The organism is Paracoccus sp. SCSIO 75233, from assembly GCF_027912675.1.
Taxonomy (GTDB): domain Bacteria; phylum Pseudomonadota; class Alphaproteobacteria; order Rhodobacterales; family Rhodobacteraceae; genus Paracoccus.
The window spans coordinates 168299-194537 of the sequence record NZ_CP115757.1 but is presented as its reverse complement, the minus strand read 5'-3'; the positions used below and the strand labels follow the sequence as shown (position 1 = coordinate 194537).

At 64.6% G+C, this 26239-nt stretch carries 25 protein-coding genes; 10 read left to right on the top strand and 15 right to left on the bottom strand.

All coding sequences use genetic code 11. The annotated features are described in order from the left end of the window. Positions 1–107: 107 nt before the first annotated feature. Complete coding sequence (locus tag PAF12_RS00955) at positions 108–977, bottom strand: branched-chain amino acid aminotransferase (RefSeq protein WP_271108153.1); 870 nt, start codon at positions 975–977, stop codon at positions 108–110. A 151-nt stretch (positions 978–1128) separates the two neighbouring features. Here PAF12_RS00955 and PAF12_RS00950 point away from each other — a divergent pair, with 151 nt between their 5' ends. Continuing rightward, a complete protein-coding gene (locus PAF12_RS00950; RefSeq protein WP_271108152.1) occupies positions 1129–1653 on the top strand; it encodes a MarR family winged helix-turn-helix transcriptional regulator in 525 nt (174 codons plus the stop codon). A gap of 11 nt (positions 1654–1664) precedes the next feature. Further along, entirely contained in the window at positions 1665–2366 is a 702-nt protein-coding gene (locus PAF12_RS00945) for a response regulator (protein WP_271108151.1), read from the top strand. Positions 2367–2442: 76 nt separating this feature from the next. Here PAF12_RS00945 and PAF12_RS00940 read toward each other — a convergent pair whose 3' ends face one another. The 3 genes from PAF12_RS00940 to dapB all read right to left on the bottom strand — a co-directional run bounded on the left by PAF12_RS00940 (position 2443) and on the right by dapB (position 6729). Continuing rightward, a complete protein-coding gene (locus PAF12_RS00940) occupies positions 2443–2766 on the bottom strand; it encodes a DnaJ family domain-containing protein (RefSeq protein WP_271108150.1) in 324 nt (107 codons plus the stop codon). Continuing rightward, the gene (locus PAF12_RS00935) at positions 2766–5819 is read right to left on the bottom strand and encodes a valine--tRNA ligase (RefSeq protein ID WP_271108149.1); all 3054 of its coding nucleotides are present in this window, start codon (positions 5817–5819) and stop codon (positions 2766–2768) included. Before PAF12_RS00935 ends, PAF12_RS00940 begins: the two co-directional genes overlap by 1 nt. Before the next feature lie 100 nt (positions 5820–5919). Further along, positions 5920–6729: a 4-hydroxy-tetrahydrodipicolinate reductase gene (gene dapB / locus PAF12_RS00930; RefSeq protein ID WP_271109621.1), complete on the bottom strand. Its 810-nt coding sequence runs from the start codon at positions 6727–6729 to the stop codon at positions 5920–5922. Positions 6730–6803: 74 nt separating this feature from the next. Here dapB and rbfA point away from each other — a divergent pair, with 74 nt between their 5' ends. The 4 genes from rbfA to PAF12_RS00910 are packed head-to-tail and all read left to right on the top strand — an operon-like array spanning position 6804 to position 9396. Then, entirely contained in the window at positions 6804–7217 is a 414-nt protein-coding gene (rbfA, locus tag PAF12_RS00925) for a 30S ribosome-binding factor RbfA (RefSeq protein ID WP_271108148.1), read from the top strand. Next, positions 7201–7962 (top strand): phosphodiester glycosidase family protein, encoded by a 762-nt coding sequence (locus PAF12_RS00920; protein WP_271108147.1) that lies wholly within the window; start codon positions 7201–7203, stop codon positions 7960–7962. The genes rbfA and PAF12_RS00920 overlap by 17 nt, the downstream gene beginning before the upstream one ends. A 40-nt stretch (positions 7963–8002) precedes the next feature. Beyond that, positions 8003–8896 carry a tRNA pseudouridine(55) synthase TruB gene (gene truB, locus PAF12_RS00915; RefSeq protein WP_271108146.1) on the top strand — a complete coding sequence of 298 codons (894 nt, stop codon included), beginning with the start codon at positions 8003–8005 and terminating at the stop codon, positions 8894–8896. An 8-nt stretch (positions 8897–8904) separates the two neighbouring features. Further along, a complete protein-coding gene (locus tag PAF12_RS00910) occupies positions 8905–9396 on the top strand; it encodes a GNAT family N-acetyltransferase (protein ID WP_271108145.1) in 492 nt (163 codons plus the stop codon). 35 nt (positions 9397–9431) lie between these two features. Here the strand turns inward: PAF12_RS00910 and PAF12_RS00905 are convergent, their stop codons facing one another. From PAF12_RS00905 to PAF12_RS00895, 3 genes are read right to left on the bottom strand one after another with little or no spacing between them, the layout of a single operon-like run. Continuing rightward, complete coding sequence (locus PAF12_RS00905; protein ID WP_271108144.1) at positions 9432–10265, bottom strand: C40 family peptidase; 834 nt, start codon at positions 10263–10265, stop codon at positions 9432–9434. Beyond that, positions 10262–11641 carry a M17 family metallopeptidase gene (locus PAF12_RS00900; protein WP_271108143.1) on the bottom strand — a complete coding sequence of 460 codons (1380 nt, stop codon included), beginning with the start codon at positions 11639–11641 and terminating at the stop codon, positions 10262–10264. The genes PAF12_RS00905 and PAF12_RS00900 overlap by 4 nt, the downstream gene beginning before the upstream one ends. 59 nt (positions 11642–11700) lie before the next feature. Further along, entirely contained in the window at positions 11701–12048 is a 348-nt protein-coding gene (locus tag PAF12_RS00895) for a hypothetical protein (protein ID WP_271108142.1), read from the bottom strand. 161 nt (positions 12049–12209) lie between these two features. Here PAF12_RS00895 and PAF12_RS00890 point away from each other — a divergent pair, with 161 nt between their 5' ends. From PAF12_RS00890 to PAF12_RS00875, 4 genes are read left to right on the top strand one after another with little or no spacing between them, the layout of a single operon-like run. Further along, entirely contained in the window at positions 12210–12857 is a 648-nt protein-coding gene (locus tag PAF12_RS00890) for a carbonic anhydrase (protein WP_271108141.1), read from the top strand. Further along, positions 12857–14044, top strand: coding sequence for an MFS transporter (locus PAF12_RS00885; RefSeq protein ID WP_271108140.1), 1188 nt, complete (start codon positions 12857–12859; stop codon positions 14042–14044). Before PAF12_RS00890 ends, PAF12_RS00885 begins: the two co-directional genes overlap by 1 nt. Beyond that, the gene (locus PAF12_RS00880) at positions 14037–15077 is read left to right on the top strand and encodes a glycosyltransferase family 4 protein (RefSeq protein WP_271108139.1); all 1041 of its coding nucleotides are present in this window, start codon (positions 14037–14039) and stop codon (positions 15075–15077) included. Before PAF12_RS00885 ends, PAF12_RS00880 begins: the two co-directional genes overlap by 8 nt. Then, positions 15074–15730, top strand: a complete 657-nt coding sequence (locus PAF12_RS00875) for a glycosyltransferase family 29 protein (RefSeq protein ID WP_271108138.1) — start codon at positions 15074–15076, stop codon at positions 15728–15730. The genes PAF12_RS00880 and PAF12_RS00875 overlap by 4 nt, the downstream gene beginning before the upstream one ends. 184 nt (positions 15731–15914) lie before the next feature. Here the strand turns inward: PAF12_RS00875 and pheT are convergent, their stop codons facing one another. From pheT to PAF12_RS00835, 8 genes are all read right to left on the bottom strand, one after another. Beyond that, positions 15915–18320, bottom strand: a complete 2406-nt coding sequence (gene pheT / locus PAF12_RS00870) for a phenylalanine--tRNA ligase subunit beta (protein ID WP_271108137.1) — start codon at positions 18318–18320, stop codon at positions 15915–15917. 104 nt (positions 18321–18424) lie between these two features. Beyond that, positions 18425–19777, bottom strand: coding sequence for a sodium:alanine symporter family protein (locus PAF12_RS00865; RefSeq protein ID WP_271108136.1), 1353 nt, complete (start codon positions 19775–19777; stop codon positions 18425–18427). Positions 19778–20012: 235 nt separating this feature from the next. Beyond that, a complete protein-coding gene (locus PAF12_RS00860) occupies positions 20013–20495 on the bottom strand; it encodes a hypothetical protein (protein ID WP_271108135.1) in 483 nt (160 codons plus the stop codon). An 89-nt stretch (positions 20496–20584) separates the two neighbouring features. Beyond that, positions 20585–21016: a DUF6173 family protein gene (locus PAF12_RS00855; protein ID WP_271108134.1), complete on the bottom strand. Its 432-nt coding sequence runs from the start codon at positions 21014–21016 to the stop codon at positions 20585–20587. A gap of 107 nt (positions 21017–21123) precedes the next feature. Next, positions 21124–22206 carry a phenylalanine--tRNA ligase subunit alpha gene (gene pheS / locus PAF12_RS00850; protein WP_271108133.1) on the bottom strand — a complete coding sequence of 361 codons (1083 nt, stop codon included), beginning with the start codon at positions 22204–22206 and terminating at the stop codon, positions 21124–21126. Positions 22207–22310: 104 nt separating this feature from the next. Next, a complete protein-coding gene (locus tag PAF12_RS00845; RefSeq protein ID WP_271108132.1) occupies positions 22311–23801 on the bottom strand; it encodes a sodium:alanine symporter family protein in 1491 nt (496 codons plus the stop codon). 82 nt (positions 23802–23883) lie between these two features. Next, on the bottom strand, positions 23884–25002 hold the full coding sequence (locus PAF12_RS00840) for a pyridoxal phosphate-dependent aminotransferase (protein WP_271108131.1): 1119 nt from the start codon (positions 25000–25002) through the stop codon (positions 23884–23886). Continuing rightward, on the bottom strand, positions 25002–26180 hold the full coding sequence (locus PAF12_RS00835) for a zinc-ribbon domain-containing protein (RefSeq protein ID WP_271108130.1): 1179 nt from the start codon (positions 26178–26180) through the stop codon (positions 25002–25004). Before PAF12_RS00835 ends, PAF12_RS00840 begins: the two co-directional genes overlap by 1 nt. Between the last annotated feature and the right edge of the window lie 59 nt (positions 26181–26239).

Here is a 26239-nt window from a genome sequence, read left to right as displayed (position 1 = left end):
ACCCATGCGAAAGCGCGGCAATTTGTCAGGCCACGCGCTTTCACCCTGGCGGAAATATCCCGGGGTCCGGGGCAGCGCCCCGGAAACCCTTGTCGTCGGCCCGGCGCTTACGCGCGGACCAGCGCCTCATAAGCGTCGGATATATCGCGCGTGATCTGCCCGACCTGGAAATGATGATCCCCGATCTGCCCGACCGGCGTGATCTCCGCCGCCGTCCCGGTCAGCCAGCACTCGCTGAAATCGTCCAGCTCCTCCGGCTTGATCCGGCGCTCATGGACCGTATAGCCCTTGTCCTTCAACATCTCGATCACCGTCTGGCGGGTGATCCCGTTCAGAAACCGATCCGCCAGCGGCGTATGCACTTCCCCATCCTTGATGAAGAAGATATTCGCCCCCGTCGCCTCCGCGACATAGCCCTCCCAGTCATAGAAAAGCGCGTCAGAACAACCCTTTGCCTCAGCCGCGTGTTTCGACATGGTGCAGATCATATACAGCCCCGCAGCCTTCGCCGCGGTCGGGATCGTCTCCGGGCTGGGGCGCTTCCACTTGGCAATATCCAGCTTCGCGCCCTGCCATTTCGCATCCCCGTAATAGCTGCCCCACTCCCACGCGGCGACGGCGACGCTGACCGGGTTGCGGCGGGCCGAAACCCCCATATCCGGGCCGGAAGAGCGCCAGGCGAAGGCACGGACATAGGCATTGGTGAACCCGTTCGCCTTCAACACCGCCTCTTTCGCGGCATCGATTTCCTCAGCCGAATAGGGCAGCGGCATGTCCAGCAGACGGCCCGATTCGATCAGCCGCAGCGAGTGTTCATGGCCCTTGAAAATCTTGCCGTCATAACAACGCTCCCCCTCGAAAACGGACGAGGCATAGTGCAGCGCATGGCTCAACACATGGACCTTGGCATCGCGCCACTCCAACAATTCGCCATTCATCCAGATCTTGCCGTCGCGGTCGTCATAAGCGCCTTCCATCTGCGCCTCCTGCTGCTTCTGTTTCGAAATATTGCCAAGACCTGCCGAAAACGGACGGAATCTTGCGAATAACTGGCATCTCGCTACCGATTGATTCTTGGAAAGTCAACAAGGCTGACGTAAAACAATCTGGGCAATGACTGGAGGTCCGATGAAAAACCCGGCGATCAAACCCGTGACCGAGCAGGGGCCGGAGAATTTGCTGTTCCTGACCGACGACCAGATTCGCGGCGGGATCGAGGCGTTTTTCTTTGCCTATCGCGCCTTCACCTCGGACCCGGACGAGATCCTCGCCGGGATGGATTATGGCCGCGCGCATCACCGGGCGCTGCATTTCATCGCCCGCAAACCCGGGCTGACCGTCTCTGACCTGCTGGATATCCTCAGCGTGACCAAGCAATCGCTGAACCGGGTGCTGCGGACGCTGCTGGAAGACGGGCTGGTCGAATCGCGTGTGGGCCGCCGCGACCGGCGCGAACGGCAGTTATTCCTGAGCGAGGCCGGCTCCGAGCTGGAAAAGCGCCTGTCAGAGGCGCAACGCGCCCGTGTCCGCGCCGCCTATCGCGCCGCCGGGCCGCAGGCCGTGGCCGGGTTCCGCATGGTGCTGGAGGCGATGATGGACGAAGGCGGCGCGCGCCAGTTCCGCGAAATGCGCAATGCAGAGACCCGCGAGTGACGGGATCGGAGATGAAAGACACCGCCCATATCCTCGTCGTCGATGATGACGCGCGCATCTCCCGCCTGTTGCAGCGGTTTCTGATCAAAAGCGGCTTTCTGGTCTCGACCGCGTCGGACGCAGCCCATGCCCGCAAGATCCTGCGCGGGCTGGAATTCGATCTGATCGTGCTGGATGTAATGATGCCGGGCGAGGACGGCATCGCGCTGACCCGCGACCTGCGCCGCCGCCTGACCACCCCGATCCTGCTGCTGACCGCACGCGGCGAGACGGAGGACCGCATCGCGGGGCTGGAGGCTGGCGCCGATGATTATCTGGCAAAACCGTTCGAGCCGCGCGAATTGCTGCTGCGGATCTCCGCCATCCTGCGCCGCATCCCGCAGGCCCAGCCGGCGGGGCCGAAATTCATGACGCTCGGGTCCCTGCGATACGACACCGAGCGTGGCCAGCTGTTCGATGGCGAAGACCATATCCACCTGACCGGGACCGAGGCCGCGCTGCTGCGGCGTCTGGCGGAGACACCGGGTCAGCCGGTCAGCCGCACCGACCTGACGCAGGATCTCGGCCGGACCCCGTCAGAGGAGGCGGATGGATCGGACCGCGCGATTGACGTGCAGATCACAAGGCTGCGCCGCAAGATCGAGCCTGACCCGAAAGAACCGCGCTATCTTCAGACGGTGCGCGGTGCGGGATATATGCTGATGCCGGATTGATCCCGGTTTGAGGTGACGCGGGGGCGCTGCCCCCGCACCCCCGGGATATTTCAGCCAGGATGAATGAGCCGTGGGGTCAGTCGCGCGCGGCGGCGCGGCGCGCATCGGTGGCGATGTTGGCCTTGAGTTCCATCAGCGCGATCTTGCGTTGCAGCGCGCGGCGCTCCTCCGGGTCGTCGATCTGATCGAGGGCGGCGCGCTTCGCCTCCACCTCCTTGCGGATGCGGAATTCTTCGGGGACGAAACCGCCATCGGACATCATCCGGTGCAGCACGTCTTCGGCGCGTTCGCGCAGGCGGGCGCGGTCGAGCGGTTTGCCCTCGCCCGCGAGGCCGCGAAGGTCGCCCTTCGCTTCCGCCTCGTCGGTGCGCCTTTGGGCGATCCGCTCGAACCAGTGCATTACATCGCCTTGAGCTGCGTCAGCGCGGCATTGATCCGGGCGAGGTCTTCGTCCAGATCGGCGAGTTTCTGGCGGGTCTCCTCGATCACCTCGAAATCGGCGTTCTCGACGAATTTCGGGTTGTCGAGGCGTTTGCGCAGCCCTTCGGCATCCTTGCCGGTTTTGGCCGCGTTCTTCTCCAGCCGGGCGGTTTCGGCGGTGACGTCGATCACGTCACCAATGGGCAGCGCAAAGGACGCGCCGGGGGCGGAGACCGCGATCATGCCCTTGCCTGCCGTGCCATCCTGCGGGGCATTGACGCGGGCGAGGCGTTCGATCAGGGGCGCATTGGCGGCGAGGGCAGCGCGCGCATTGCTGTCAGCCTCCGTCACGATCAGATCGATCCGCGCGCCTGCCGGGACGCCCATCTGGGCGCGGGCGGAGCGGATATTCTCGATCAGCTGGATCACCCAGTTCATCTGGCGGTCAGCATCGGCGTCGATGACGTCACGCCCCAACTCGGGCCAGTCGCCGTGGATCAGCATGGACTTGCGGTCGCCGGTCAGGGACCAGAGTTCTTCGGTCACGAACGGCATGATCGGGTGCAGCAGCGTATAGCACTGATCCAGCACCCAGCCCATTGTGGCGCGGGTTTCATCGGCATATTCACCGTCGAAAAGCGGCTTGGCGAATTCGACATACCAGTCGCAGACCTTGCCCCAGACGAAGGCGTAAAGCCCGTTCGCGGCATCGTTGAAGCGGTAGGTTTCAAGCGCCTCATTGGTGGCCTGGGTGGCGCGGGCGACCTCGCTGATGATCCAGCGGTTGACGGTGTGGCTGGGGTTGGGACGGTCGGAGCCGCCGCGCACGCCGTTCATTTCGGCAAAGCGGGTGGCGTTCCAGATCTTGGTGACGAAATTCCGGTTCGCCTCGACATGTTTCGGCCCCAGCTTCGGGTCGCGCCCCATTGCCGCCATGCTGGTCAGGGTAAAGCGCAGCGCGTCGGCGCCGTATTCATCCACCAGTGTCAGCGGGTCGATGACATTGCCCTTCGACTTGGACATCTTCGCGCCTTTTTCGTCGCGCACCAGCCCGTGAACATAGACCGTGTGGAACGGGACATCGCCCACCACCTCAAGCTGCATCATCATCATCCGGGCGACCCAGAAGAAGATAATGTCGAAGCCGGTGACCAGCACGTCGGTCGGGAAATATTTCCGCATCTCCGGCGTGTCTTCCGGCCAGCCGAGCGTGCCGATGGGCCAGAGACCGGAGGAGAACCATGTGTCCAGCACATCGGGGTCGCGCCAGACCGGGTAGACCAGCTTGGTCGGGTCCTGCGACAGGTTGTATTCGGCAAGGCTGCGGCTGAACACGTCAACCGCCTCGTCCCGGTCGGCAACCTCGACGACCCGGCTGACCTCCAAGGGCTGCGGCAGGCCCGCGATGTCGTCACGGAACTTCTCGATCACATCCTCGAAATGCGGGGCGGCGTGGTGATAATCGCCGCGCTGCACCAGCCCGTCGATCAGCAGTTCCAGCAGTTCGACCTCGTCCAGAGCGCCGTCGCCTTCGTCATCGGTGAAGCCGCGCATTTCCAGATCGAGCCCGTACCAGACCGGGATCTGATGCCCCCACCAAAGCTGGCGGGAGATCGTCCACGGCTCGATATTTTCCAGCCAGTGCTCGTAGACCTTGCGATGCTGGTCGGGCAGGATCTGGGTGCGGCCGTCGCGGACCGCGTCGAGCGCCGGGCCGACGATGCGTTGCGTGTCGACGAACCACTGATTGGTCAGCATCGGCTCGATCACCACGCCGGAGCGGTCACCGAAGGGCTGCATGATCTTTTTCGCTTCAACCACAGCCGCGCCTTCGGCATCGGTGACAGCCAGCCCTTCTGCGGTGATTTCGTCGATCACCTGCTTGCGCGCCTCGAAACGATCCAGCCCGCGAAGCTGCTCGGGGACAAGGTTGACGTTCGACACATCGCCCACATCCTCGCCATTGGCCGCGCGCGTCGCGATCTCGGCGCTTTCCTCATAGGACAGCCCGTCCACACGCATCGCGCCCTTGGTGTCCATCAGCGCGTAAAGCGGGATATTGTTGCGGGTCGCGACGCCGTAATCGTTGAAATCATGCGCGCCGGTGATCTTGACCGCGCCAGAGCCGAAATCGGGGTCCGGGTATTCATCGGTGATGATCGGGATCAGGCGGCGATGTTCCTTCGGCCCGACGGGGATTTCGCACAGCTTGCCGACAATGGGGGCGTAACGCGCATCATCGGGGTGAACGGCAACCGCGCCGTCGCCGAGCATGGTTTCGGGCCGCGTCGTGGCGATGGAGATATAGTCGCGGGTTTCCCGCAGCGTGACATTGCCGTCCTCGTCCCGCTCGACATATTCATAGGTCTCGCCACCAGCCAGCGGGTATTTGAAATGCCACATATGGCCGGGGGTGTCGCGGTTCTCCACCTCCAGATCGGAAATCGCGGTCTCGAAATGCGGGTCCCAGTTCACCAGCCGCTTGCCGCGATAGATGATCCCCTTGTTGTAGAGATCGACGAAAACCTTCAGCACGGCGTCGTGGAAATTCCCCTGCTCCCCTTCCGGGGCTGAGGGCGCGCCGGACATGGTAAAGGCGTTGCGCGACCAGTCGCAGGATGCGCCCAGCCGGCGAAGCTGGTTCATGATCGTGTCACCGGATTCCTGCTTCCAGTTCCAGACCTTCTCGACAAAGGCCTCGCGCCCGATCTCGCGCCGGCCCGGTTCCCCGGCTTCGGCCATCTTGCGTTCCACGACCATCTGGGTGGCAATACCCGCATGGTCCTGACCAGGCTGCCACAGCACGTCATATCCGCGCATACGGTGCCAGCGGGCGAGGATGTCCGGCAGGGTGTTGTCGAGCGCATGGCCGATATGGAGGCTGCCGGTCACATTCGGCGGCGGCATCATCATCGCGAAGGTCTCCGCCCCCGGCTTGGCATTGGCACCGGCGGCGAAGGCGTTCTTCGCTTCCCACTCGGCGCTGATGCGGGCTTCGGCGGAGGCGGCGTCGAAGGTCTTGTCCATGCTCATCGTGATCCCCTGATCTTTGCTGGCTGTCCTAGCCCGTTCGGCGGTGAAGGCCAAGAGCGTGAACCGATGCGCAAGTCCCTGCTTCGGGCAGGGCCGACGCTCAGTTCAGCCCCAGCACATCCATCATGTCATATTCGCCCGGCCCCTGATCCTGCCCCCAGATCGCCGCCCGCAAGGCGCCGCGCGCAAAGATCGCCCGGTCGGTCGCCAGATGGCGCAGCACCACACGTTCGCCCTGCGTGGCAAAGATCACATCATGCTCCCCGACCACATCGCCGCCGCGGATGGCGGAAAAACCGATGGTCCCCGGCTTCCGCTCGCCGGTGATCCCTTCCCGTGCCGGGGTGCGCAGATCGGGAAGCGTCGCACCACGCCCCTCTGCCGCGGCCTCGCCCAGCATCAGCGCGGTGCCGGACGGCGCGTCGACCTTGTGGCGATGATGCGCCTCGACCACCTCGATATCCCAGTCCTCACCAAGCGCGGCGGCAACCTTGCGGGTCAGCCCGGTCAGCAGATTGACGCCAAGGCTCATATTCCCCGCCCGGATGATGGGCGCGTGACGTGCCGCGCGCGAGATTGCCGCGATGTCCTCCGCCGACAGCCCGGTCGTGCCGATCACATGCACCGCGCGTGCCTGCGCGGTCAGTTCGGCAAAGGCAACCGTCGCCTCGGGCGTGGTGAAGTCGATAACCGCCTGCGCCCGCGCAATGGCGCTGACCGCGTCGTCGGTCACCAGAATGCCGCTTGGCTGACCGCCCATAGCCTCCCCCAGGTCGCGGCCGATCCAGTCGCTGCCCTTACGCTCCACAGCGCCGACCAGCCGGACCGCATCCGACTCGCTGACCACGCGGACCAGCATCTGACCCATGCGGCCCGATACGCCCGTTATGACGATCCCCGGCTTTTCCATCTGCGCCTCCATTCAATGCTTCCATGTCGCTTAGTCCATTGCGGGGCGCGGCCCAACCCCCTACATCTTCGGGCATGGCACAGAACCGCTTTCACACCGGCCCCGGCCCCTCGCAACGTCAGCTTCGCGTGGGCGAGCTGATCCGTCACCGCCTTTCCGAGCTGCTGCTCAGGGCAGAGGTGCATGACCCCGATCTCAACCGCCACTCCATCACCGTGGCGGAGGTCCGCGCCTCCCCCGATCTGAAGGTCGCGACTGCCTTCGTCATGCCGCTTGGCGGGAACGAGGCCGATGAGGCTCTGGATGCGCTGCGCCGCAATGCGCGCGAGCTGCGCCACCTCGTCGCAAAAGGGCTGAACCTGAAATACGCGCCGGAGCTGCGCTTCCGTCTGGATGAAACCTTCGACCGCATGGACGACACCCGCCGCATGTTCGCTGATGAGCGGGTCCGCCGGGATATCGAGGCCGAAGATGACGATCTGGACTAGGCTGCTCTGCCGGTTGGGCGTCGCGGCAGGCGCAGTGCTGGCGCTCGCCCTGCCCGGCGATGCTGCGGAATGCAGCCGGATGGAGCATGACGGCCAGGGTTATGCGATCTGCACCTTGACCGCAGCCGACGAACCCCGGCTGGGGCTGTGGCTGGAGGACGCGGACGGCAACAAGCTTCGCAATTTCAGCAATCTTCGCGCGGCATTGCCCGACGGGCAGGATCTGGTGTTCGCGATGAATGCCGGGATGTTCCATTCAGATTACGAACCTGTCGGGCTGTATAAATCCGGCGAGGATACGCGCGGGCAACTCGTGACCGGCGGCGGCGGCGGCAATTTCGGCCTGCTGCCGAACGGGGTGTTCTGCACAGGCGGCGCGCAGCCGTTTCAGGTGATCGAGAGCCGGGCTTTCGCGGCAACAAACCCGGAATGCCGGATCGCCACGCAATCCGGCCCGATGCTGGTTATCGACGGCGAATTGCACCCGCGTTTCCTCGTCAACTCCGACAGCGTCTATGTCCGCAATGGGGTGGGGGTTTCGGCGGACGGGCAGACCGCATGGTTTGCAATCTCCGACCGGCCGGTGAATTTCCATACCTTCGGGCGGCTGTTCCGTGACGGGCTGGGGGCGCGCAATGCGCTGTATTTCGATGGATCAATTTCCCGGCTGCACGCGCCGTCGCTGAACCGTTCGGATTTCGGCTGGTCAATGGGGCCGATCATCGGGCTGGTTGACGGCGGCTAAGCCCGGCGCTATCCGCGCAGCCTTCTGACAGGAGGGCCAAATGGCACGCAAAAAGGGCCGCGATATTTCGGGCTGGCTGATCGTGGACAAGCCGGCGGGCATCGGATCGACCGACGTGGTGGGCCGGGTCCGCTGGGCGCTCGATGCGAAAAAGGCGGGCCATGCCGGGACGCTCGACCCTGACGCGACCGGGGTTCTGGCGGTTGCCTTGGGCGAGGCGACCAAGACCGTGCCGCTGCTGACCGAGGCACTCAAGGCCTATGATTTCACCGTCAACTGGGGGGCGGAGACCACAACCGACGACGCCACCGGCGAAGTGCTCCGCCGCGCCGACAGCCGTCCCGATCCGCAGGCCATCCGCGACGCCTTGCCCGGCTTCACCGGCGACATCATGCAGGTGCCGCCCGCCTTCTCTGCCGTGAAGGTCGACGGCGCGCGCGCCTATGATCTCGCCCGCGACGGCGAGGCGGTGCAGCTTCAGCCCCGCCCGCTTTATGTCGACGAATTGTCGCTGATCGAGGCCCGCAGCGACGACGCCGACCTGCACATGGTTTGCGGCAAGGGCGGCTATGTCCGCGCCATCGCCCGCGATCTGGGGCGTGAGCTGGGCTGCCTCGGCCATGTCGCAAGCTTGCGCCGGGTCTGGTCCGGCCCGTTCGAAGTCGCCGACGCCGTGCCATTCGACCTGATCGACCGCGCCAATCAGGCAGAGATCGAAACCCGCCTGCTGCCGATCCAATCCGCCCTGACCGACCTGGCGGAGATGCGCGCCACCGAACAGGGCGCGCTGCGCATCCGCAACGGCAATCCCGGTCAGGTGCTGGGACAGGCAGAGTTCGGCGAGATCGTCTGGGTCAGCCACGAGGCCCGCGCCATCTGCATCGGCCGCTATCTCGGCGGCGAGGTGCAGCCCGACCGCGTGTTCAACCTGTGAGTGCCGCCATGCAAATCCGCCCCGAACAACCCTGCGATGAAGCCGCCATTTCCACGCTGACCACCGAAGCCTTCGCGCCGATGGAACACAGCAGCGGCACGGAGGCGCAGATTATCGAAGGGCTGCGGGACGCCGGTGCGCTGCTGCTGTCCCTCGTCGCCGTTGAAAAGGACGCGATCATCGGTCATGTCGCCTTTTCACCCATCACGATAGACGGCGAGGATCACGGCTGGATCGGCCTCGGCCCCGTCTCCGCCACACCGGGGCGGCAGCGCGAGGGCATCGGCTCGGCCCTGATCCGCGAGGGGCTGGCCCGGATGCGCAGCGCCGGTCGCAAGGGATGCGTTCTGCTCGGCGATCCGGTGTATTATCAGCGGTTTGGCTTCCGGCCTGAACCGGAACTGATCCTGCCAAACATGCCGCCGGAATATTTCATGGCGCTGTCCTTTGACGGCGATATCCCTCAAGGCGAGGTCGCCTTTCACCCGGCGTTCGTCTGATTCTCAAATGGCCGCGCCACGCGGGACAGAAACCCTCAGAAGGCTATAGCAACTCCACCAGCCCGCCTCGCCCCGCGAAACGGACCATCCCCGGCCGCGTCGATCCGGGCGATTGCCGAAGCGATATCCTCATGGATCACCCGCATCCGCCACGCCGTCGCATGAACCATCCGCCCGTCACCGCAGGCCATCGCGACATGGCCCGGCCAGAACAGCAGATCGCCGCGCAGCGCCTCCTCCACCGGCTGAAACGCCGCCTCCTGCAAATCCGCGTCGCCCGGACAGGCGATCCCGCAGCCATGCAGCGCCGCCTGCATCAGCCCGGAGCAATCTATCCCGCCACGCGAGTTTCCGCCCCACAGATAGGGCGTGCCCAGCAGCGTTTCCGCCACCGACACCGGATCATCGGCAAACCCGTCCGAAATCGCCTGCATCGGCACCCAGCCCCCGGTCGAGAGCCGCGCAAACCCGTCCCGTATCTCCACGACCGACAGCCGCGCATTGAGCGACAGCCAGCCGATCTCCCGCAGCTTCATATTGGGTTCAGGGTAAATATGCGTCGCTGGTACACTGACCCTGTGGGTGATCGCGGGCATCTCCACCGTCAGATCGGCCTCTGACACCCATCCGCAATACCCGTCCCGCACCGCCTGCACGAAAGCCCAGGCCTCGCGCCGCTCGATCACCGAGACATCCGCGCCAAAATTCAACTGCCGGTCGCGCGCCCCATCCGGCTGCGCCAGCAATTCGGCCAGCGGCACTGCAATCCGCGCGGCCTCCCCTTCCACATAGACGGCCCGATCGACCTGTCCCCGCAGCGCGCTCAGCGCCACCCGATCCGTCGCCGGGGTCATCCGCCGGTCGCTCATGCCAGCAACCCCGGAAGCGCGCCGAGCAGCGCCCGCGCGCCCTGCTGCACCCCACCTTTCGTGCGCCCCGGCGCAGCAGCCGGCTGCCAGCCGTAGATATCGAAATGCGCGTATCGCCCCGCCCCTTCGGCAAAACGGCGCAGGAACAGCGCAGCCGTAATGGAACCCGCCATGCCGCCCGACGGCGCATTGTCGAGGTCGGCGATACCGGGCTCGATCATCTCCTCATAGGGTTCCCAGAACGGCATCCGCCAGACCGGGTCCCAGAAGGTTTCCCCGGCCCGATAAATCGCCTCCGCCGCCTTGTCATCGTCGCAGTAGAACGGCGGAATATCGGGGCCGAGCGCCACCCGCGCCGCACCGGTCAGCGTCGCCATGCTGACCAGCCAGTCGGGCTTATCCTCGGAGGCATAGGTCATGGCGTCGGCCAGCACCAAGCGTCCCTCGGCATCGGTATTGTTGATTTCAACCGTCAGCCCTTTCCGGCTGGTCAGAATATCACCGGGGCGGAAAGCGTTCCCGGCAATTGCGTTCTCGACCGCCGGGATCAACACCCGCAGCCGGATACCATCCGCTGCACCCGTCGCCACCAGCATCTGCGCCAGCCCCAGCACCGTCGCGGCCCCGCCCATATCCTTCTTCATCAGCTTCATGCTGGCAGCGGGTTTGATGTCCAGCCCGCCCGTGTCGAAGCACACCCCCTTGCCGACAAGTGTCAGGGTTGGGCCGGTTTCACCCCGCGTCATCTCGATCAGCCGTGGCGGCTGCGCCCCGGCACGCCCGACCGCATGGATCATCGGGAAATTCTGCGTCAGAAGATCCTCCCCCGCGATGACGGAGACTGCAAACCCGTGCCGCGCTGCCACCTCCCGCGCTACGACTTCGAGCGCGTCCGGTCCCATATCCGCTGCTGGCGTGTTGATCAGATCGCGGGTCAGGAACTCGCCGTCCGCCATCGCGATCAGCCGCGCCGCATCGACCCCGTCAGGTGCAACCAGCCGCGCTTTCGCCCCCTCTGCCTTGCGATAGCGGCCAAAACCGTATTGCGCCAGCAGCCAGCCAAGCGCGGTTTCCGAGGCATCCACCCCGTCCGGCCAGTCCGCCACGCGCCATGCGCCCGCTGGCAAAGCCGCCGCAGCCTTGGCCAGCACAAAACGCTGCCGCGCCGGACGCGCGGATGGCGCGCCCAGCCCGACCAGAGCGCCCGACAAAGACCCGTCCGCACCCGGTATCAGGCAAATCTGCCCCGCCTTGCCGGAAAACCCTGTCGCCTCCGCCCAGCTTCGCGCATTGGCGTCCAGCCCTTCCGGCAGCGTATCGCGCACCAGCCAGATCGGGCGGGCATCATCGGTTTCATTGGCAAATTCAGGGGTCATCTCGGCCTCGGCACTGTTCGCGGCGCAGCATGGCACCAGCGGCAGCGCGCGGCAAGCGATCAGCAGACTCCGTCCCAGATCTCGTTCAGCGACCTGTTCGCCACCCGCTCCACCCGCCCGGCCAGGGCGGCGATCGCCACCCGGTCGCCGCTTCGGGCGCAGATCGCCGTCTCCCCCGCGACCGCCGCCAGCGAGACCAGCCCGACCTGCCGCGACAGCCGCGACAGTCGCTCCGCCTGCGACACGGTTTCCTCGACCGCATCGGTTTTGGCGAAACGGCACAGCATCTGAACCGACATCAGCACCTGATGCAGCGTGCGGGTGATGATCCGCTCCGCCGCCTCCTCGCCCAACTCACGCACGATTTTCTGAAGGTGGCGTGCATCGACGCTCACCGGCTCAGCCACTGCTATTGCAGCAATATTCCCCATATCAACTCACCTCATGGGCCCACACATGAGGGCAGACTGGACAAGCGGGGTTGCGATTTCCTTTCCGGGCACGGGAAAAATCGCTCGAATTGGAGACAATCACAGCCTATTGCTGGTGCAGAACCAAAGGAAGCAAAATGCATAACGCCAAGCCACTGCCGCAATATCTGGTCAGCCGCTTTCATGGCTGGCACGCCACCACCTTCGCGGAAAACCGCGCCTGGTACGGAAGATTGGCCGAGGACGGCCAGCACCCCCGTGCGATGGTCATTTCCTGCTGCGATTCGCGCGTGCATGTGACCTCCATCTTCGGCGCGGATACGGGCGAGTTCTTCATTCACCGCAATATCGCCAATCTCGTGCCGCCCTATACGCCGGACGGCCACCAGCACGGCACCTCGGCGGCGGTTGAATACGCCGTGACCGCGCTGAAGGTGGCGCATCTGATCGTCATGGGTCACACCAATTGCGGCGGCGTCGCCGGGTGTCACGCCATGTGTTCGGGCAAAGCACCCGAGCTTGAGGACGAATCGAGCTTCGTGGGCCGCTGGATGGACATCCTCCGCCCCAGCTATGACCGCGTTTCCGGCCTGCCGGAGAGCGAGCAGATCCCGGCGCTTGAACGCGAGGCGGTCATGGTCTCGCTGGAAAACCTCATGGGCTTTCCCTTCATCAGCGAGGCGGTCGAGGCCGGACGCATGACCCTGCACGGCCTGATCCACGACATCGCCGACGGCTCGCTATTCCAGTTCGACGGCAGTAAAGACCAGTTCGTCCGCGTCTGATGCGCAAGTTTTCCACCGGGATCTGGGTGCTGGTGCTGGGCTATACGCTCAGCCAGTTCTACCGCGCCTTCATGGCCGTGCTCAGCCCGGTGCTGCGCGAGGAGCTGGGCGCCGATCCCGGCGATCTCGCCGTCTCCTCCGGTATCTGGTTCTTCTGCTTCGCCGCGATGCAGATCCCCGTCGGCGGCTGGCTGGACCGTTTCGGCCCGCGCCGGACCGCAGCGGGGCTGATGCTGGTCGCCGCACTCGGCGCAGCGGTCTTTGCCCTCGCCCAGACCGCATGGCACCTGCATATCGCGATGGCGCTGATCGGGATCGGCTGTTCGCCCGCCCTGATGTCCGCCTATTACATCTTCGCGCGCAACTTCAGCCCACGCGAATTCGGCACACTCGCCGGCACCTTCGTCGCCGTCGGCTCCCTCGGCAATATCCTCTCCTCCTCCCCGATGGAGGCGTTCGCCGGCTGGGTCGGCTGGCGCGAGGCGACATGGTGGATGGTGGCCGCAACCGTCGCCGTCGCAGTCGCGGAATTCGCCGTGGTCCGCGACCCCGACCGGCTTGACAGCAGCCACCCGGCGGGACGGCTCGTCGATATTCTGCGCCTGCGCGCACTGTGGTTCATCCTGCCGCTGTTCATGGTGAATTACGGCGCATCCGCCGCCATCCGTGGCCTCTGGGCAGGACCGTATCTGGAGGAGGTGTACGGCGTCGGCAGCGACGTGATCGGCTTCGCGACGCTGATGATGGGCATTGCCATGATTATCGGCAACTACCTCGCCGGTCCGCTGGTCTCGCTGGTCGGCTCCGTCCGGCGCACCATTCTGATGGGGACCGCGGCCACCGTCATCGTCATCGGCATGCTGTGGCTGTTCACCGCCGTCAGCCTCGCCATCTCGATCACGCTTCTGGCGCTCGTCGGGCTCTCAGGCGCATCCTATGTGCTGCTGATCGCGCATGGCCGCGCCTTCCTGCCGCCGCATCTTGTGGGCCGGGGCGTGACCTTCCTGAACATGTTCTCCATCGGCGGCACCGGCGTGCTGCAATTCGCCTCCCGCCCGGTCTATCGTCTCGCCTCCGAGAACGCGACACCGGCAGAGGCCTATTCGATCCTCTTCCTGTTCTTCACCATCCCGCTTGCAATAGGGTTGGCCCTGTATTTCCTGACACCGGAGGCCCCGGATGACTGAGCCCGACCAGATCGAGGTCGTCGCCCCGAACCTGAAACGCCGCCTCTCCGGCGTGACCGCGACCGTGGTGCGGCTGATCCCGGTGCAGGCGCAGATGATCGGCATCCGCGCCACCGGCCCCGGCCTGCCGCCGGAACTGCCGCATATCCCGCTCAGCCGAGCCGCCACCCTGCCCCGCGACCGCTGGCGGGTCTGGCATGCGCGGCGCAATACGGAAATGCTGCTGGGGCTGGTGTTCCGCCATCTCCTGCGGCGGCGCTACCGGCTGCTGTTCACCTCAGCCGCGCAGCGGCATCATACCGGCTTCACCAAATGGCTGATCCGCCAGCAGGACGCGCTGATCGCCACCTCGCCCAAGGCCGCATCCTATCTGGAGCGTGACGCGACGGTGATCCTCCACGGCGTCGACACGCAGGTATTTCACCCGACCGCCGACAAGCGCGCCCTGCGACAGCAACTCGGCCTCGACCCCGATGCGGTGCTGATCGGCTGTTTCGGGCGGGTTCGCGCGCAGAAAGGCGTCGATCTGCTGGTCGAAACCGCGCTGACCCTGTTCCACGCACACCCCAAGGCGCAACTGATCTTCACCGGGCGCATCACCCGCGACAATCAGGAATTCGTCGATGATCTGCAAAAACAGATCGACGCCGCCGGGCTGACCGACCGCATTCACTTTCTGGGCGAATTGCCGTGGGCAGACGTCGTCCGTCACTATCAGGCGCTCGACCTTTTCGTCGCTCCGGCAAGATGGGAGGGCTTCGGCCTCACCCCGTTGGAAGCGATGGCCTGCGGCGTGCCGGTCGTCGCCTCCCGCGTCGGCGCGTTTGAAACCCTGATCCGCAACGGTGAAACCGGCTCTCTGGTTGCCACCGACGAGCAGGACGCCCTGACAGAAGCGGTCCGGCACTGGCTGGATGATCCGGTTGCACGAGAGGCGGCAGGCCGCGCCGCACTCGCCCATGTCACCCAAAACCACGCCATCGAGGGCGAGGCGCGCGCCATCGTCAACGTCTACCGCAAGCTGCTCGCATGACGCCGCTGCGCTTCTATACCGCGCGTTTCCTGCGCAATGAGGAGATGCTGGCGACGCTGTCCGTCCCGCAGACGGAACTGCTCGCCGCCGCGACCGGCAAAAGCGTCGCACTTATCGGCAATGCCCGCGCCCTTGCCGACGGGCAGCAGGGGGCGGAGATCGACGGGCATGACCTCGTCATCCGCATCAACCTCGCCCCGATGCCAAGCGCCGAAAGCCACGGCACCCGCACCGACTGGCTCGGCCTCGCCACAAGGCTGCGCCGGACGGAACGCCGCCGGATCGACCCGGCCCGCATCCTGTGGATGTCACATAAACGCAAGCGGCTGGACTGGCGCAGCGCCCATTCCCCCGGCTTCTACCTGCACCCGCTTGCCGATTACGAAGCCCTGAAATCCCAGCTCTCCGCCCCGCCCACAACCGGCGCGATGCTGATCGAGTTGCTGCTGCGCTCCGGCCTGTCGCGGCTGGACCTCTACGGCTTCGATTTCTTCGCCTCGAAATCCCTCTCCGGCGGGCGCAGCGCCGATCAGGTGCCGCATGATTTCACCAGCGAGGCGGATTGGGTCGACGCCCTGATGAAGCAGGATACGCGGCTGCGCCTTCACCCGCCGGGCGGCGCGACAGAGGGCCAGAGCCCGACCGCGGGCTGACGCTGCCGGCTTACCCGTGACGCGCTTTATTGTGCAGTTTCGTTGAACGGTCGTTCGGCGTGGATCGGCGAAGAAGCGTCCGCCCATCATGCAATGCATTTCGTTGACATGACGGGCGGACGCCCGCTGGCCCGGCGGCGCTACGCCCCTTGTTCCGGGCCGGGTACTTTGGCGGCGCGCAGCATCAGCTCCGAAGCACACCGCCGGTCGCTTTCGAAACCTTATCGACGATCTTCGCCGCCACAGCCTCGATCTCCGCATCGGTCAGCGTCTTGTCGCGCGGTTGCAGGCGGGCCGTGATCGCCACGGATTTCTTGCCCGCCCCCATCTGCGCCTCGGCCTTCTCGCCGGCGAACTGGTCGAATACCCGCACGCTTTCGATCAAAGCCTTGTCGGCCCCGGCAGCGGCATTCACCAGCTTCAGCGCCTCGACATCCGCGTCGACGACAAAGGCGAAATCCCGCTCGACCGCTTGCAGGTCAGAGGCATTCAGCGCAGGCCGCGTCGGTACGCTGGATTTCGGCAGCGGCACGTTCGGAATATGGATGGTGAACGCAACCGCAGGCCCCTTCACATCCATCTCGCGCAGCACCTTCGGATGCACCTCACCAAACGTGGCCAGCCGGTTCGGGCCAAGCTGGATATTGCCCGACCGACCCGGATGCCACCAGCCATCCAGCTTGCGGTCGATCTGGAACTTCGCCGGCGCACCGATGGCGGACAAAACCGCCTCCGCATCCGCCTTGGCGTCATAAATATCCACCACCCGGCGTGAGCCGTAAGCATCGCGCGGCGCAACCGCACCGACCAGCAGACCCGTCAGCCGCAAGGCCTGATCCCCCGGCTCCCCGCCCGAGAAGACCGGCCCGCACTCGAACAGCGCCATATCCGCAAAGCCACGCGCCTGATTGCGCGACGCCGCCGCCAGCAGCCCCGGCAGCAGATCGGGTCGCAGATGCGTCATCTCCGAACTGATCGGGTTTTCCAGCCGCACCGCATCATCACCGCCCCCGAACAGAGCCGCCGCCGCAGCGTCGATGAAACTGTAGGTCACGCATTCATTATACCCAAGCGACGCCGCCATCCGGCGCGCCGCACCCTCGCGCCGCTGCAACGGCGTCAGGATCGGCTGCGGCACACCCGGCTGAGGCCGCGCCATCGGCTTGCCGACCAGCCGCGTCAGGCTGGCGATCCGCGCCACCTCCTCGACCAGATCGGCCTCGCCCAGCACATCGGGCCGCCAGCTCGGCACATGGGCCAGATCGCCCTCCATCCGGAAACCCAGAGCCTCCAGCGTCCGGCGCTGCACCTCCGCGTCGATCTCCATCCCGACGAGGCTGACAACGCGGTCGGTATCCAGCCGGTAAGCGCGGGCATGATCCGGCACCGCGCCCGCCGTGACCGGCCCCGACGCCTCGCCCCCGCAAAGATCCAGCACCATCTGCGTCGCCAGATCCAGACCCGGCAGCGTGAAGGCCGGGTCAATCCCGCGCTCGAACCGATACCGCGCATCGGAATTGATCTTCAGCGCCCGGCCCGTCGCCGCCGTGCTGATCGGATCGAAATACGCCGCCTCGATAAACACATCCGTGGTATCGGGCTGAGAACCTGACGCGGCACCGCCCATCACCCCGGCAATCGACTCGATGCCGTTCCGGTCACAGATGACCACGGCCCCCTCCGGCATGACATATTCCTTGTCATCCAGGGCCACCAGCGTCTCACCAGCCTTCGCGCCCCGCAAATGCAGGTCACCCGAGACCTTGGCCACATCGAACACATGCAGCGGCCGGTTCAGGTCGTAGGTGAAGTAATTCGTAATATCGACCAGAGCATTGATCGGCCGCAAACCAATCGCCCGCAGCCGCTTCTGCATCCACTCCGGCGACGGACCGTTCTTCACCCCACGCACCACGCGCCCGGCAAAGAACGGCGCCTTCTCGGCAATCGCCGGATCAATGGTCACGTTGACCGGGCTCGCAAACCCGCTCTCGATCCGCGCTTCGGCCAGGGGCTTCAGCACCCCAAGACCACGCGCCGCCAGATCCCGCGCCACGCCGCGCACGCCAAGCGCATCGGGCCGGTTCGGCGTGATCGCAATGTCAAAGACCGGATCGATCTTGTCCGGCGCGTTTTCCGCCAGCCAGTCCACAAAGGGCTGACCGACCTCGCCCGAGGGAAGCTCGATAATCCCGTCATGCTCGTCAGACAGCTCAAGCTCGCGCTCGGAGGCCATCATGCCGTGGCTCTCCACGCCCCGGATCTTGCCGACGCTCAGCGTGACATCAATGCCGGGGACATAATCGCCGGGCTTCGCCAGCACCCCGATCAGCCCCGCCTTCGCATTGGGCGCGCCGCAGACGATCTGCTTCTCGCCCTCATCCGTCGCGACCCGCAACACCCGCAGCCGGTCGGCATCGGGATGCTGCTCTGCCGATACCACCTTGGCAATGGTAAAGCCGCGCAGCCGCGCCGCCGGGTCGATGATCTCCTCGATTTCCAGCCCGAGATCGGTCAGAACGCGGCCGATCTCCTCCACCGAAGCATCGGTTTCCAGATGGTCTTTCAGCCAGGACAGGGTGAATTTCATGGCGCACCTTAATGATCTGCGCCCGCCCCCGTCAGGGGACAGGCGTTGTTCAGAACCTTCAATCCTCCGAAACGCGGGGCGTCAACCCCGCGCAGGCCGAAAACTCAGCCCCGTTCGTTGCGTTGCAGATATTCCTTTGTCAGCGCAACGATGACCGGCGACAGCGCGATCAGCGAAATCAGGTTCGGGATCGCCATGAACGCATTCAGCGTATCCGCCACCAGCCACGCGAAATCGAGCGTCACAACGGTGCCCACGAAAACCGCAACCGTCCACAGGATGCGGAACGGCATCGTGGCTCTGGTGCCGAACAGATAGGCCCAGCACCGCTCGCCGTAAAACGCCCAGCCGAGGATCGTGGTGAAGGCAAAGACCGACAGCAGCAGCGCCAGCAATTCGGACCCGAAACCGGGCAGCGCGCTCTCAAACGCCGCCGCCGACAGGGCCGCGCCGGATTCGCCGGAACTCCAGACGCCGGTGACCATGATCGCCAGCGCCGTCATGGTGCAGATGATGATGGTGTCGATGAATGTCCCCATCATGCCGATCATGCCGGAATAGACCGGATCGCGGGTCGACCCGGCCGCCTGCGCAATACCGGCGGTCCCCAGACCGGCCTCGTTGGAGAAGATCCCGCGCGCGACCCCGTAGCGGATGCCGTGCATGACCGCAGCACCTGCGAAACCGCCAACAGCCGAGGTGGGCGAGAATGCAGATGTGATGATCGTCATCAGCGCCCCCGGCAGCGCGGTCAGGTTCAGCAGCAACACGATCAGAACCGCAACGACATAGATCACCGCCATCGCCGGGATCAGCTTTTCAGCGACAGCGCCGATCCGCTTGATACCGCCCAGAATGACCGCGCCGGTCAGCCCGGCGATGACAACACCGCTGACCCAGCCGGGCAGACCGAAGGCCGTATTCATCGCCTCGGAGATGGAGTTGGACTGGACCATGTTCCCGATCCCGAAACCCGCCAGCCCGCCGAACACGGCAAAGGCCGCGGCCAGCCAGCCCCATTTCGCGCCCAGACCGTTGCGGATCGCGTACATCGGGCCGCCGACGAAATGACCCCTGTCGTCGATCTCGCGGTATTTCACAGCGACGACGACCTCGGCATATTTCGTGGCCATGCCGACGAATGCGGTCATCCACATCCAGAACACAGCCCCCGGCCCGCCAAGTGCTATGGCCGTGGCGACACCGGCGATATTCCCCGTCCCGATGGTGGCCGACAGCGTCGTCATCAGCGCCGCAAAGGGGGTGATGTCCCCGTCTGCAATATCATCCGGCACCCGGCTGCGGCGCACCATTTTCAGCCCGTATCCGATCTTGCGGATCGGCATGAAGCCCAGCCGGATTTGCAGGAACAGACCCGTGCCGAGGATCAGGACGATCATCGGCACACCCCAGACAATGCCGTTAATCCAGCCGACAAAATTACTGATGGATTCCATCAAAACCTCTCCTGTTTAATTGCGGCGGATATGCGGGAAATCGGTTCTGTTGTCGAGCGTTCTGAAGTCATTAATGACCACTCCCGCCAGTCAGTCCGACGGCCGAGCCAAGACCTGCGCACGGCGTATATACGCGTGTGATACAGTTATCATACGGGTATCATACGGGCCGCATATACCGTTTTCAGCCTCGAATTTTGCGACGCTATCGGGGGAATTTATATAAAGAAAAGCGTCAGCCCGTGAATATTCCGACCGTCGCGAAGATCGCCCCGGCAGCCAGCCATACCGGCTTGTTGCGCCGCCCGAACGCCCCGATCAGCAGGCACGGAACCGCCAGAAACCACGGCCAGTACCGCGCCGTCGCAGGCCCCGCCGTGCCAACCCAGCCGGGCAGCAACAGGGCGAGCAGATAGGAAATCAGCGCCAGAACCCCGAAATAGCAGGTCAGGGCGAGTCCGAAATCCAACAGATTCTGTTCCGTCCTCTCGCTGTTCCAACCATAAGGCTTGCGCAGATGCCGCCGCGATACGCCGATAATGGTCAGCGCCAGAAACGTCGCCGCCGCGATCCCCAGAAGCGGCATCAGAAACGCCTGCGTCACAGCCCCCGCTGCCGATCCGCCCTCGCTCACCCGCGCGGCATCGACCAACCCGAACAGGCTGATGGCGCCAAGAAATGCTGAAGCATAGGCTATTAGCGTCGTCGGTTTCGTCATGCTGGCTCTCCGGCTGGGCATTGTTCGCGAAAAAAGACTATGCGCCGGACGATAACGCCACACCCGCCCCTTGTCATCGGTATCGGGGGTTAAATTTCCGCCCCGAACCCGATCCGGTAAGGCGCCTGCTCCGCCGCCGGAGGAACCGCCACAAGCATGAAATTAAGCTGTGAGACATGCTGGACCACAGCCACCTGCGTCTTGCCGTCCAGCAGCCCGTAAAACTCGATGATATTGGGATTGCGGAACCCCATCCCACGCACATGAACCGCACGTTCCCGCCCGAAATTGGCAAGCTGAATCCCAAGCTCATAGTTCTCCGGCAGCGTGTTCTGAAAATCCTTCACCCGCGCCAGCAGATGCTTATAAACCTGCTCCGCCGCCTGCAAAACCGCCTGATCCGCCTCATCACACACCGCAGCCGCTTCAGACACAGCAGGCACTGGGGCGGGCGGCTTTTCCCGTTTTGCTGTCTGGGCGGGTTTCGGCTTCTTGGATTTTCCGCTGGGTGGCTTGGTCATTATGCCCCGCTTATCTGCATATCCCCCGCAGCCTAGCCGCGACGGCGAGGTTTGGCCATGCACCGAATTGCGATCACAGCGGACCGATGATGGCCGCGCACCATAACCTAACGCGACAACCCGCCCGACACCGTCGGCACATCCCCCGCTGCAAACCCGTAATGGCGGAGCCAGCGGAGGTCGCTTTCGAAGAAGGCCCGCAAATCGGGGATGCCGTATTTCAGCATCGCCAGCCGGTCGATGCCCATGCCGAAGGCGAAGCCCTGCCATTCGGTCGGATCGACGCCGGCTGCCTCCAGCACTTTGGGGTGAACCATGCCGGAGCCGAGGATTTCCATCCAGCTGTCGCCCTCGCCAATCTTCAGGCTGCCGCCCTCCCAGCTGCAGCGGATATCGACTTCCGCGGAAGGCTCCGTGAAGGGGAAATGGCTGGCGCGGAAGCGCAGCTCGACCTGCTCGACCTCGAAGAAGGCGCGGCAGAATTCTTCCAGCACCCATTTCAGATTGGCCATCGAAATATCTTTGCCAATCGCCAGCCCCTCGACCTGATGGAACATGGGCGTATGGGTCTGATCCATATCCATCCGATAGACCCGGCCCGGCGCGATAATGCGGATCGGGGCGCCGGTTTCCTGCATCGAACGGATCTGGACCGGCGAGGTATGGGTGCGCAGCACATGGGGCGGGCGGTCGTCGCCCTCGGCCCGGTGCATGAAGAACGTGTCATGCTCCTGCCGCGCGGGATGTTCCGGCGGGATGTTCAGCGCGTCGAAATTATACCAATCGCTTTCCACCTGCGGACCCTCCGCAACCGAAAACCCCATATCGGCAAAGATCGCCGCGACCTCCTCCATCACCTGGCTGACGGGGTGGATCGAACCCTGCGGACGCGGGCGGCCCGGCATGGTCACATCCAGCCATTCGCCGCGCAGCCTTGCGTCCAGCGCCTCATCCTCCAGCGCGATCTTGCGGGCGCGCAACGCGGCGTCGATTTCGTCCTTCAGACCGTTCAGGGCCGGACCGGCAACCTGCCGCTCCTCCGGCGTCATCTTGCCCAGTTCGCGCATTTTCAGGCTGATCTCGCCCTTCTTGCCAAGAGCGGCCAGCCGGACCTCTTCCAAAGCACTGGCATCGGCGGCGTCGGCCACGCGGGCCAGATAGGTGGAGCGAAGCGTTTCGAGATCGGTCATCGGCGTCATCCTGCGTTACGCGGGCGGCTTAGCACGGGATGCGGGACGGTAAAAGATGCGCCCGCCCCATTGATGCGGGGCAGGCGCAGATCATTGCGGAAAGGTCAGCTCCAGATATCGCGGCTCACGCCCGGGGCGATTTCGGGATGTTGGGAGATGCTGAATTGCGGCTCCTCCCCGACCTTGCGCTTGGCGAGGTAATCGCGCGTCACGGCAACCACGGTGCCCGAAAGCAACACAATCGCGATCAGGTTGATCGTCGCCATCAGCCCCATCGAGGCATCGGCGAAGTTGAACACTGTCGCAACCGCTTGCGACGCGCCCCAGATCACCATTGCCATCAGGCCAAGACGCAGCGCGATGATCCCGTTTTTGCCGCCGCCGAGATGGATGACGGCGTTTTCGGCATAGGAATAATTTCCGATGATCGACGTGAAGGCGAAGAAGAAGATCGCCACACCGACGAATATCTGACCGAGATTGCCGAAATGATCGCCAAGCGCGGCCTGCGTCAGGTTCACCCCGGTCAGTTCCTGCGACGGGATGACATCGGCCAGCAGGATCATTACGGCGGTCGCGGTACAGACCAGCAGCGTGTCGATGAACACGCCAAGCGCCTGCACGAAGCCCTGACTTGACGGGTGATGCGGCGCAGGCGTGGCGACAGCGGCGATATTGGGGGCGGAGCCCATGCCGGCCTCGTTCGAGAACAGGCCGCGCTTGATCCCGTTCATGGCCGCCGCAATGACGCCGCCAGCCACCCCGCCGACCGTTTCCTGCAAGCCGAAAGCGTTGAGGACGATGCCCGACAGGATGCCCGGCACCCGGTCGATATTCAGGATCAGCGCGATCACCGCCGCCAGCAGATACAGCCCCGCCATGATCGGCACGACGAATTCGGCCACGCGCGCAATGGACGGGATACCGCCGAAGATGATGACGCCCGACAGAAGCGCCACGACAACGCCGATCACGATCTTGGCGGCAACGAAGGCGCTCATGCCGCTTTCGGGTTCAAGGGCGAACATGCCTTGGTTGACCAGAAAATTCTGGATCGGCAACGCCACGGCTTCGGCTATCGAGTTCGCCTGCACCGCGTTGAAGATCAGCCCGAAGGACAGGATCAGGGCGACGGAAAAGATCGCGGCCAGCCACGGCATACCCAAGCCCCGGGAAATATAGGCCGCAGGTCCGCCGCGATACATGCCGTTCGGACCGTGGGATTTATAAAGCTGGGCCAGCGTCGATTCGGCATAGGCCGTCGCCATGCCGACAAGCGCCACCATCCACATCCAGAAGATCGCGCCCGGCCCGCCAAGCGTCAGCGCAACCGCGACGCCCGCGATATTGCCGGTGCCGACACGGCTGGCCAGCGACACGGTCAGTGCCTGAAACGGCGAGATTCCGTCCTTGTCGGTCTCGCCGGAGCCAAGCACGCAGCGCCACATTTCCTTGAAGTGGACGAATTGCAGAAAGCCGAGCCGGATCGTGAAGAATAAGCCCACAGCGAGCAGGCCATAAATCAGGATATAGCCCCAGAACAGATCATTCGCCTTGTCGATGATGGTGTTGATCAACTCCATGCGGTCCCTCATCCAGGTTATTTTTGACATTTGCTTAACGGCAATGTGATCGACGACAAGGCCGCAATGTCAAGCATCGGCTTGTCAGGGCGCTTTAACCGGCCTCGGCCCTCTGCTGCGCCCGCGCGAAATCCAGTGCTTCGGGCAGTGCTGCGGCAAATGCGTCAAGCGCGGCGTCGGGACCACAGGACACCCGGATACAGCGATTCAGCGGCGCGACGCCCGGCATCCTGACGAAAATCCCCATCCGGTCCAGCCCGGTCAGCACGGCGCGGGCAAAGGCACCGTCATGGCCGCAATCAATGGCCACGAAATTCGTCGCGGAAGGCAATGCGGTCAGGCCGTTATCGCTGGCAATTTGTCCGATGCGCAGCCGCGCGCTGCTGACCTGCGCAACCGTGCTGCGCAGCCATTCACGGTCCTGAAACGCCGCCAATGCGCCCGCCTGACCGACGCGGTTGACCCCGAAATGGTTCCGGATGCGGTCGAACCCTGCGATCAGTTCCGGCGCACCAATCGCATAGGCCACGCGCGCGCCCGCCATTGCGTAGGCTTTGGAGAAGGTCCGCATGCGGATGACACGCGCATCATTCGCGTCAATCTCGGGGATGGCGCTGGCGGGGGCGAACTCGGCGTAAGCCTCGTCCAGTATCAGCAGGCTGCCTTTCGGAATGCGCGGCAGCATGGCCTCGATCACACCGGCATCGTGCCAGGACCCCATCGGATTATCGGGATTGGCGATATAGATCAGCCGGGGGGAGACCTCTGCCGCGCGCGTCAGAAGCGCGTCAGGATGCTCGTAATCGCCGGAGTAAGGCACTTTGACCAGATCGCCGCCGAAGCCCAGAACGTGGAAATTGAAGGTCGGATAGGCCCCGTCAGAGGTCACCACCGGATCCCCGGGCGCGACCAGCAACCGCACCAGCAGGCCAAGCAGACCGTCGATGCCCTCGCCTATGGCGATATTCTCCGGGGCGACGCCATGATGTTCAGCCACGGCCACGCGCAGTTCATGCGCCTCCGAATCGCCGTATTTCCAGATATCGGGGGCCGCCTTCGCCATCGCCTCAATCGCACGGGGCGAGGGACCAAAACCGTTCTCATTCGCACCGATCCGGGCGATATAGGGCGCACCACGCGCGCGCTCCTGCGTTTCCGGCCCGACGAAGGGGGCCGTGGTGGGCAAACTCTCGGGTATCGGGGCAAAGCGCATCATTCCCTCCCTGCGATAGGGTCGATCACGGCGATCGCGGCATCATAAAGATCGGCCCGAAGCGCGTCTATCCGGTCAACCACCATCGCCACCTGCGCCGGGGCCTGCCCGCTGTCCGACCAGATCGCCGCCGCGACATAAGCAATGACGAGCAGCACCAGCACCATGATCGCGCGCGCAAACCCGGCATCATAGCCCCGCCCCACAGCAGGCGTCGCCACTTGCCCCGACACCCCAGCAACATCCGACGCAGGCTGTTCAGTCTGGATTGTCGCTGCGAGTTTTTCCGCATCCGGGAGAGGGCGGCGCTGGCGGTCGGGCAATGTTCGCCGGGTCGCCGGGGCTTGGGGTGAGTTCACGGGCGGAAGCGTTTCCCCGGCCTTTTCTGCGTCCGACAGCACGTCATCGCTCAGAACACGCCGGGGGGCGGTTGCCGGGATCGGGACGAAGTCCGGCTTCGGGCGCGGCTTTTCCTGCGTGGCGACAATGCGCGGCGCGGAATCATCGGGGTCGATCACGGTGGTTGCGGGCCATTCGACATCATCGGGCGACGGCGTTTCGGGGCCAGGCAGGGCTTCCGGTGACGGGTCCGGTTCCGCCGCGCTCTCAGGGGGTGGCTGCACTGCTGGCGGATCGACGTCGTCAACAGGCGGTCCGGCAGCCGCGCCAGCAGATTGAGAAGATTGGCTTGCGGCCAGCTCCGCGCCATCCGCAGCGATTTCAGGCTCATCGCTGAGCGTCTCGACCGGCGGTAAATCAGATGTGATCGGCGCGGTTTCATCCCGATGGGCGCGACGTGCAGAAAGCTCACGCGCGGTTTCCTCGCGCAGGATCGCAAGCACGTCATCCGGCAAGGGGCGCTGCAATTTCGGCGGCTCACCGAGATCGGCAGCCGTTAGCGCATCGCCGCGAATGGCCTCCCCCTCGGTTGATCGAGCCTTCGCAGCATTGCGCAGATCGGAGGCAACGCCACGGTTTTCCACTGCCAAATGCGCCACCTCGGCCGAAACCGGCCCGGTCGGCTGCGCCATCGTGGTGCCTTCCACCGTCGAAACCGGCGCCTGCGTCTGCATCCAGATATTGCCGCAGGCAGAGCATTCGACTTCGCGCCCTTCGGGCGGGATCATCTCGCCAGGCAGGTCGTAACGTGTGTTGCAACGGGGGCAAATGAGCCGCATTCGGGGTCCTTCAAAAGCTGCGCCGTTTCTGGCAATCCACCAAGGGCTGTTCTATCAAC